This window comes from Shewanella sp. SP2S2-6, from assembly GCF_031931965.1.
In the GTDB taxonomy this organism is placed as follows: Bacteria; Pseudomonadota; Gammaproteobacteria; order Enterobacterales; family Shewanellaceae; genus Shewanella; species Shewanella baltica.
Map to the genome: position 1 here is coordinate 1 of NZ_JAUOEQ010000062.1, position 7670 is coordinate 7670.

The 7670-nt window shown below is 39.0% G+C and carries 13 protein-coding genes; all 13 read right to left on the reverse strand.

Translation table 11 applies throughout. The annotated features are described in order from the left end of the window. Window positions 1-511, reverse strand: a 511-nt coding sequence (locus Q4Q57_RS21750) for a hypothetical protein (protein ID WP_311892001.1), incomplete at its 3' end; no start/stop codon positions are given. A gap of 456 nt (window positions 512-967) precedes the next feature. Beyond that, complete coding sequence (locus Q4Q57_RS21755; RefSeq protein ID WP_259561412.1) at window positions 968-1183, reverse strand: hypothetical protein; 216 nt, start codon at window positions 1181-1183, stop codon at window positions 968-970. A gap of 107 nt (window positions 1184-1290) precedes the next feature. Then, window positions 1291-1662: a DUF4440 domain-containing protein gene (locus tag Q4Q57_RS21760; protein ID WP_311892002.1), complete on the reverse strand. Its 372-nt coding sequence runs from the start codon at window positions 1660-1662 to the stop codon at window positions 1291-1293. A 63-nt stretch (window positions 1663-1725) separates the two neighbouring features. Continuing rightward, on the reverse strand, window positions 1726-2070 hold the full coding sequence (locus tag Q4Q57_RS21765; RefSeq protein ID WP_311892003.1) for a hypothetical protein: 345 nt from the start codon (window positions 2068-2070) through the stop codon (window positions 1726-1728). 107 nt (window positions 2071-2177) lie between these two features. Then, window positions 2178-2606, reverse strand: a complete 429-nt coding sequence (locus Q4Q57_RS21770; protein WP_311892004.1) for an NADAR family protein — start codon at window positions 2604-2606, stop codon at window positions 2178-2180. A 98-nt stretch (window positions 2607-2704) separates the two neighbouring features. After that, complete coding sequence (locus tag Q4Q57_RS21775; RefSeq protein ID WP_311892005.1) at window positions 2705-3136, reverse strand: hypothetical protein; 432 nt, start codon at window positions 3134-3136, stop codon at window positions 2705-2707. Between the two features lie 111 nt (window positions 3137-3247). Beyond that, window positions 3248-3535 (reverse strand): hypothetical protein, encoded by a 288-nt coding sequence (locus Q4Q57_RS21780; RefSeq protein WP_219251588.1) that lies wholly within the window; start codon window positions 3533-3535, stop codon window positions 3248-3250. Window positions 3536-3620: 85 nt separating this feature from the next. Continuing rightward, complete coding sequence (locus Q4Q57_RS21785) at window positions 3621-4013, reverse strand: hypothetical protein (RefSeq protein ID WP_311892006.1); 393 nt, start codon at window positions 4011-4013, stop codon at window positions 3621-3623. Between the two features lie 439 nt (window positions 4014-4452). Next, entirely contained in the window at window positions 4453-5058 is a 606-nt protein-coding gene (locus Q4Q57_RS21790) for a DUF998 domain-containing protein (RefSeq protein ID WP_311892007.1), read from the reverse strand. Between the two features lie 143 nt (window positions 5059-5201). Next, window positions 5202-6083, reverse strand: a complete 882-nt coding sequence (locus tag Q4Q57_RS21795) for a hypothetical protein (protein WP_311892008.1) — start codon at window positions 6081-6083, stop codon at window positions 5202-5204. 113 nt (window positions 6084-6196) lie between these two features. Then, on the reverse strand, window positions 6197-6535 hold the full coding sequence (locus Q4Q57_RS21800) for a hypothetical protein (protein WP_311892009.1): 339 nt from the start codon (window positions 6533-6535) through the stop codon (window positions 6197-6199). Window positions 6536-6610: 75 nt separating this feature from the next. Continuing rightward, window positions 6611-6985, reverse strand: coding sequence for a hypothetical protein (locus tag Q4Q57_RS21805; protein ID WP_311892010.1), 375 nt, complete (start codon window positions 6983-6985; stop codon window positions 6611-6613). Window positions 6986-7082: 97 nt separating this feature from the next. Continuing rightward, window positions 7083-7553, reverse strand: a complete 471-nt coding sequence (locus Q4Q57_RS21810) for a nuclear transport factor 2 family protein (protein WP_310803713.1) — start codon at window positions 7551-7553, stop codon at window positions 7083-7085. Between the last annotated feature and the right edge of the window lie 117 nt (window positions 7554-7670).

The window sequence follows — 7670 nt, forward strand, 5'->3', positions numbered from 1 at the left end:
AGTTGATTGCCAGCATTAGTGTTTTTGTCACTTTTTTGTATTCTATTTCTGAAACTTTAAAAGGCACTTTATTTACCATAGGTATTGGAGGCAATATTTTTACTTTAGTAGCACCAATGAGCGATTCAAACTCTATATTCAAATTGTAGCTTCGATAAGATTTACAGTTAAACGTACTAGTGAAACCACCACAAGGCTCTCTAACTCGATCACTTTGTATTAAATCCTTGGCTTTTTCAGTGAATTTTTCATTATTTACCTGAACACTTATTTCATTGTTTTGCCATTCAACACTACTACCATCTACGACTTCGACTACCAAATAAACAGAATTGTTACCTAAATTAACTTTAAAACTGGCCCCTTCCATTTCATATCGAAAAGTTGATGGGATTTGTGCGCAGCCATTTATAATGACGTCACCACCAAGTCCTTTTGGACTCATAAAAGTGGCCGTATTTGGCGCACATCCAGCAATCAATATAAAAAGAACAAGTATTAGATTACGCAAATTTTATCCTTAGCTAACGTTGGAGTTAAGCCGCGCCGTTAGGCGTCGGCTTGAACGACTTGTATGGATAATGAACTCACCTCAGTTTTACCCCACAAGTACCACACTCTTTGGGAGAGATTTGAATATCTGATCCACCTAAAGGCGCTGGCAAGTGATTACAGTTTGGACACCTGTAATTGTATAAGCCATAAAAAATCAATCCGAAACCAATCAGAAATGGTATCGTTGGATTAATGTATGTTTCCGTTACAGCGTTGAATAAAAGCGTAACACCGAACATAGCGAAAGATACTGCAAAAAGTACAGTTAACCTTTTTTCTTTTTTAGCAAACTCGATTATAACTTCACTATCGGTCATTGTTCTGATACCGCATAACGCCCCTCTAATAAATGAACCATATGCTGGCGGGCGATTTGCACAGCAAATGGCATGACAGCCTTGGTGAATCTTAATTAAGAGGCTTGTATGGCGAATATTAAGAAACTGACTGAAACAACTAAACAAGAAACACCAAGAAACCTGTAAAATTTTGTAGCCTTTTTCACACCTGCTTCTTTGTCTTCAGCATGTTCATATAGCCAGCGTCCTGTTTGACCATCAAACGCTAAGATGAACTCTGTCGGTAGCAAGATCAGCAAAACACCAATTATTCCAATAACGCTCAACATGAAGGTAACCATAGCCAGAACCTAACGCCAGCCTAAACGGCGAGCAGCTTGTTGCGAGTACAGCGGCTGCAGGCCGCGATGTTTAAGGCACTTGTTAGTGCTGCAGGCTAAAACGGAGCGCATATTGTTCCTTGATGATAAATCATTTGCCATTGAGTGCGACTATTCTGCCGCCAGATTGAACACCTATGCGAATAAACTGGTGATGGTTGTTCAGCTTTTGACATCTTCGCTTTGTATAACAGCTGAGCACAATCTGAGCCAAGCATTCGTAACTCATAATTACTTGCGATTATTTCAGGCGCAACCTCATTTGGTAGCCGCCTTAAGACATTAGCCTTCCCAAATCGCAATCCTGAGGCACCAATTTCGATAAAGTCATCTGAGATTAATTGCGCAAGTTCAATTGAAGAGCCTCGAACCTCTGGCAGAAAAAGATACTCTTCCAACTCTATTAGTACTTTCTTCAAATCTTCCAATTAAACTCCTAAACGTCCTAATGCTCAAAGCTGCTGAGTGGTAGCGTCGGCTGGCTTTGCCTGTTATATGCCGCATTTATCGACCTTAACACCGCAATGCATGCAGTGGACTTTGTCGGTAAACCATAAAAATGCCACTTCTAACCCACTGTCATGAGTATCTGGTTTTATTTCTTTGAATCCTCTAACCATCAATGATTTGCCGCAATTAGGGCATTTAACAAAGAAGGCTAAAAAATGGTGAGCGATTGAAAGCAGCACGCCAACCATGATGCTAAAAAACATTAAAAAATCGAATGAGCTATCGTCAGTAATGGATTTGTATATTAGCCAAGGAATCCACATGAAAATTCCAACTGCGCCTATTATTGCAAACCATTCGCTTAATTTTCCCAACGAAACTTTCATTCTACTCCTAAGCTAGAAAAGGCATATAACGCTTTGCTTTGCGGCGCGCGTTAGCGCGTCCGGTGGAGGCCACGCTTTTTGTCGCCGTAACAAATAACAGCCACTTGTTATATTTCATCGCGAACCTTAACCAAAATTTTTCCTAGTTTATTTTGGCCAGTCCCATCTTGACCACAACCCCAATAATAGTCACCTGGAGCATTCTCAACTATGTCTTGGGTTCCTGTGAACTTAAGTAATGCTGCTAACTCAGGATGGGTTTTGAACTTTTTCAGGACTGCTTCATACATAATGTTGTCCTTAACTTTTTCCCAATCAGTTCTTATGGCTACTTTCCGGCTCCTGCCAAGTTCAGCAGCAATTTTGGGGGTATGGGCTGTTCTGATTCTTTCTTGATACTTTTTACTCTCAAATTTTTGAGCCTGAAAGTAGTGTTCCACTGTGGGCCACCAAACCCCGTCCATCTCAACACCGAACTTTGAGAAGTTACTAAACTCTCCAAACTCATCTGTCTTTGTATAGAAAAAGATCGTCATGCTGACCTATGAAATATAACGCCGCCAGCAGCGGCCGAGTGAAACGAGGTCCAGCGACCGTAGGGAGCGATGCTGGCTGGCCTTGTTATGAGCTTTTGCTAGTGCCACAACAAATTATTCTTATAGTTCGCAGGAGGTTTTCCATCAGTAGTTAACCCTAAGTAGTAATAAAAACTCACCATTTTACCGCCAATGTCGGCGGAACCAACAAAATACCAATGATCTGTATAAGACACTAAACCGAAGTGTGAGCTATGAGAAGCCTCTGAAACTTTAATTTTAGCCCCCTTTAGAAGGGACGCAACATCCATTCCGCGAGGACAGGATTTGAAACCATGGTTTTCATATAGCTCGTTAACGGGTAAGCCTTTCGTAAACATTGCATTATTATCAACAGTGCAAATGAAAGCGTTCTTTTCTAAATGCTTTATGCCTATGTCACCTTCAAATTGAGAACTATCTGAAACATTTTTTATGGTTGTGCAACCAACCAAGAGAATTATCAGGCTACAAATTAGTAAGTTATTCATATGGCTCGTAACGGCTAGCACAACGGCGTAGTAATATTGGCGACTTTTGTGCGTATTTTTACGCAAAAGGTGCCAATATTACGGAGTCCGTTGGTACTACTTGTTAGCTGATTACTCTGCATATTCTTCGATTTCCCATTCTGCACCAACATGTTGACGCCATGCATGCCAGCCAGGAGGGATATGTGCCACCTCTTTAACTGTAGGGTCTAATTTTACAATTTCAGCCATACATACAAGCGCAATATTTTCTTCTTCTGCATCATCTAAACCGATGAATTGCCAACCATGATCTTCATCATCGTGGCTTACGTGAAGTATTGGAGCGCCCTCATGAATAATATCTTTGTTTGTCACCGCTACACAGGTTTCTATCTGGTCAAATGGCCAATCACTCATGACTTCTCCTAGCAGCTAACGACCCGCGCATGCGCGCGAACTTGTGAGTGTCGCTGCAGCCGCAGGCTGCAAATGACGCGGCTTGTTATAAATCAATAGCCGTGATTGTTGGTTCATCATCGTATGTAACTATGTCAACGAAATCATCGTCTGAGACAACCGCAAAATGACGATATTTACTTTTGTCCATTGAACGATCTCTTTCTTCGTAACAAAAATCGATTAACTCTGTGTTAAACAACTCAAATATGAAACTGCTGGCAAATACTGGCCCTTCAAACTGACTCTGGAATCTCAAAAGATCGCCTTCATCCATGACCCTGAACAAAGTAGGTGATCTAAACATAACGACATAAGAACTTTCCAGTTTTCTGTATTCGATTTGGATTGTTAGCAAACCATAAGAGTATGAAAGATTGGCTAAAAATCTGTTCTGCCCTGGATGTTCTTTGAGGCCTTTCCATGGTTCGACGTGCACACATTTCTCCTGATTTAACTTGTTATAAGCACTATTCAATTTTTGCTCCACATTTATGACAATGGTCTTGTGGCCAACGTAACGAAAAGACACTAAGTCCACGAAAAACTTGCCTTGAGCCACATTGAGGACAGCTTAATTTGAAGGCATAGACAATAGCAAAAATACCCCAACTCATTCCTAGCCAGTATGTCCAATTCTCTAAATAGTAAAAGTTGGTAGCGTCAAAGCTAGTTGTAGATGTTTTGTGTATTACTGTGATGATCAACTGAACCACTAAAATGCCAATTAATCTCAATTTGTACTTGTTCATTGAATGCAGGCTTCCATGTGCTTATAACGCCCAAATAATGGGCAAATATCAGTTGGTTAAAATAAGCGACGCAGGAGCAAAAACCAACTGTTATTTGTCCTGATTAATTTGCTTGTTAGTTTACAATTACGCCAATACTAGTGAAAAAGCACTTAGCCAAATTAGCTGAAAGCCATATGAAATACGCTGATGGATGCCAGGATTGCTTTGGGATTTTACAGCTTTAGCCACTGCGAAAAGAAAATAAACAGCAGCGACAACAGAAACCAATGAAAAAATGCGGAAATATAATGGAATAATTTCAGTTGTTGGACTGATAGCAATTAATATTGGTGCTACAACTAATGAAAGCAACATGATAAAACCTGCCCAAGAATGTACCTTACAATTAAAAGTTGGATTCTTAGTAAATGGATCGGCGTCCATTGGGAAGTAACCGGCGACCCATGTACCAACACCATGAGATATAACTAACCAACCAGCAATATTCACTAAAGTTGAAACATTTGAGAGTTGAGCCAGATACCAACCGAAAAAGCAAAATAGAAAACCAAGAGGATAATTATTAATTAAAGGAGACAATTTTTCAGTTGGGCTACCAGTCGCACCTAACTCACTACAAAATTGCTTTGAATGGCTGTAACCAGCATAAAACCTACTTGCTACATAAACACCAATGAATATCCAGATTGTTGCAATTAATCCTGAATAGATCGCAATACTCTCAAACACCACCAAACTCCCTTTGTAAACTAACGCCGCATTAAGCGGACAAAAGTAGTGGGTTAAAATGTGTAGCGAAGCGAAACGTAACCCACTGTTTTTGTTCCGTTTAAATGCCTTGTTATGTTTTGCCATCTAATTATTAATTTTCGTTAAAACTCATTAGTGAATTCATGAAAATCAGGTATATTTTTGCTTAAGTACATAAATAAATCACTATACAGATCCACAAGTAAATGCATTGAATGGATAAATTTAGCATAGTCTTCATAGTTAGGAGAGCTATCATTCAATAGCTCAACCGTTGCCCCATTAGTTTCAATTTTAAAATCTTTTCCAGACTTGTTAACCATTACATTGTGTATTGTATTTCTGAAATTAAACAAAAACGATACCAGTTCTTTTGCCTTATCAAGTTTTTTGTCATTCTTCAAATTAACAAAGTCTATTTTAGACAATACGAAGTCAATTTTCTCTCGTGACGATACATATGAATTTGTTTTAGTGAAAATTTCATTTTTTATCAATTCTAACGCTTCATTATCGTTAGAATTATAAGACTCAACATATTTATTTAACTGTGATTCTAACTTTTTCATTTTGGAATTTTTACTTTTATAGCGACTTTTTATTACGTCATACGCTTTACATACCCAAAATTCGAAAACAGAAAATGCATTAACAATAAAGCGAGTTATAGCCATATGGTTTTGATTGTCTGTTTGCCAGACATAAATATCTTTTAGATCGTTATGGACCAGTTCATGATCATAGTTAGAGTTGTTTATTTCCAAATAATCAAAATACTTATTGTTATCTGTGCATTTACGTATTAATAAATCTATTTCATCCCTACCACTTATATTAGTGAACTCATCATTCAGTATATAAATTAATGGCATATTTATTTCATCATTAAGATCTGAAAAAAAAGTACTTTTAGACGTGTATTTACAGAATTCCGCCCAATATAAACATCGGGATTTCAAGCTAATTAAAGCTTGTAGTCTGTCTAGGTTATTGGCATCTACCATGCTAACTCCGAACTAAAAAACATAACGCTGCCAGCAGCGGCCGAAAAGCCGCGCAGCGGGTTTGAGGTCCAGCGACCAACGGGAGCGTTGCTGACTGGCTTTGTTAAATGTCATTACCGCTGCACCACTTGTGCCAGTGGACTTATTAAAAGCGCTGACAACAACACCAGCCCCAAGCAAAAACTAAAACCAGAGTACATTGCTACTTTTGCCACCCATAGTTGTTTAACTGAGCACTTATATACCAACAACGCGACGAAAACCGCACACAACGAAAGCACAAAAGTAGCAACCACCATAGTTGCATCAAGCGTTGTATGTCCGTCATTGCTGTATCCTGCGAATTTATACCATTGCCACAATGCGTGATGAACTCGCTCACCGATACCCAATAATTGAACAATTGCGGTAATGGCTAGAAAAACAGATGTAAGACGGTACACATTATTCATGGCATTTAACGCCCCGCGCATGCGCGCGAACTTGTGAGCGTCGCAGGGGCCGAAGGCCCAGAATGACGCGGATTGTTATGTGTGAATTTCAAATCGAAGCTCCCCGCCAGATATTTTTATATTGCCAAAATCACCGGTAAGCTCAAATCCACCATAGACCACCTGCAATGTATCAATGTTGCCATAATCAATTGAACCGTCTGGATCAGTTGATGACATTACAGCTGATTTGGGTTTTAAACCAGTTACGGAAACTGTATTAACGAATTGAAGTATTGCTTTTCGGTAACACGTATATTCATTTAGCTTTGGCTCAACATAATATTTGGACTCTGGCCAAATGCTGGCTTCCAGTTCAAAGCACAGGCGGTTATTTACATAATTCCAATCTAAAACGAAAGAATCATTGAGATCGATGCCCTTAAATACTTCCATTTGACGCCAATCCATAGTCATTCACACATAACGCCAAGCGCACCAGAAAACAAGAGTGTTTTGGCCAAAGGCCAGCGAGTGGTTTTCTGAGTGACGCGCCTTGTTATGTGAATTACTCACTGTAATGACGAATCACAGAAACTTTTCCATTTTCAATTTCTAGAACTTCAAATGAATGGTAATTCAATGTCATAAGCTGACCATTATCAGGGTGAATACCTTTAGCTAGGGTATCAAATTCAATCATTATTACATTATGCCCATGTGCGTGATTAGTGAGTTTAGCGGCATATTCTGTATGGATCCCTAAATAATATGTCATTCCTTTGCGCATACCGTCTTTGCCATTTGGTTCACGACTATCATCATTTGAGTATGGTAAATGTTGATACCCAACATCGTCTGTTAAAAAGGATAAATATCTCTCAAGATCCTCTTTGTTAGCATTTGGCTTCTGAACGTTAGTCCATGCAGCAAAATAATCGTTGGTAAATTTTTCATAATCAAAATTATCTTCGCTAGCGAATGAATTAATCGAAACTAACACCGATAAAACACATAGGATTGATAGTAACTTTTTCATTTGTACTCCTTTACTAGAAATTCACATAACGCCGCGTTAAGCGGACAAAAATTGTGGGTTATAATGTGTAGCGAAGCGAAGTGAAACGTAACCCACTGTTTTTGTTCCGTTTAAACG

What these genes read in the sequence shown, in the direction of transcription:
- Q4Q57_RS21755 (WP_259561412.1), bottom strand. Translation starts at nt 1,183, where the DNA reads ATGTTGAGCGTTATTGGAATAATTGGTGTTTTGCTGATCTTGCTACCG.
- Q4Q57_RS21765 (WP_311892003.1), bottom strand. Translation starts at nt 2,070, where the DNA reads ATGAAAGTTTCGTTGGGAAAATTAAGCGAATGGTTTGCAATAATAGGC.
- Q4Q57_RS21770 (WP_311892004.1), bottom strand. Translation starts at nt 2,606, where the DNA reads ATGACGATCTTTTTCTATACAAAGACAGATGAGTTTGGAGAGTTTAGT.
- Q4Q57_RS21775 (WP_311892005.1), bottom strand. Translation starts at nt 3,136, where the DNA reads ATGAATAACTTACTAATTTGTAGCCTGATAATTCTCTTGGTTGGTTGC.
- Q4Q57_RS21780 (WP_219251588.1), bottom strand. Translation starts at nt 3,535, where the DNA reads ATGAGTGATTGGCCATTTGACCAGATAGAAACCTGTGTAGCGGTGACA.
- Q4Q57_RS21795 (WP_311892008.1), bottom strand. Translation starts at nt 6,083, where the DNA reads ATGGTAGATGCCAATAACCTAGACAGACTACAAGCTTTAATTAGCTTG.
- Q4Q57_RS21800 (WP_311892009.1), bottom strand. Translation starts at nt 6,535, where the DNA reads ATGAATAATGTGTACCGTCTTACATCTGTTTTTCTAGCCATTACCGCA.
- Q4Q57_RS21805 (WP_311892010.1), bottom strand. Translation starts at nt 6,985, where the DNA reads ATGGATTGGCGTCAAATGGAAGTATTTAAGGGCATCGATCTCAATGAT.
- Q4Q57_RS21810 (WP_310803713.1), bottom strand. Translation starts at nt 7,553, where the DNA reads ATGAAAAAGTTACTATCAATCCTATGTGTTTTATCGGTGTTAGTTTCG.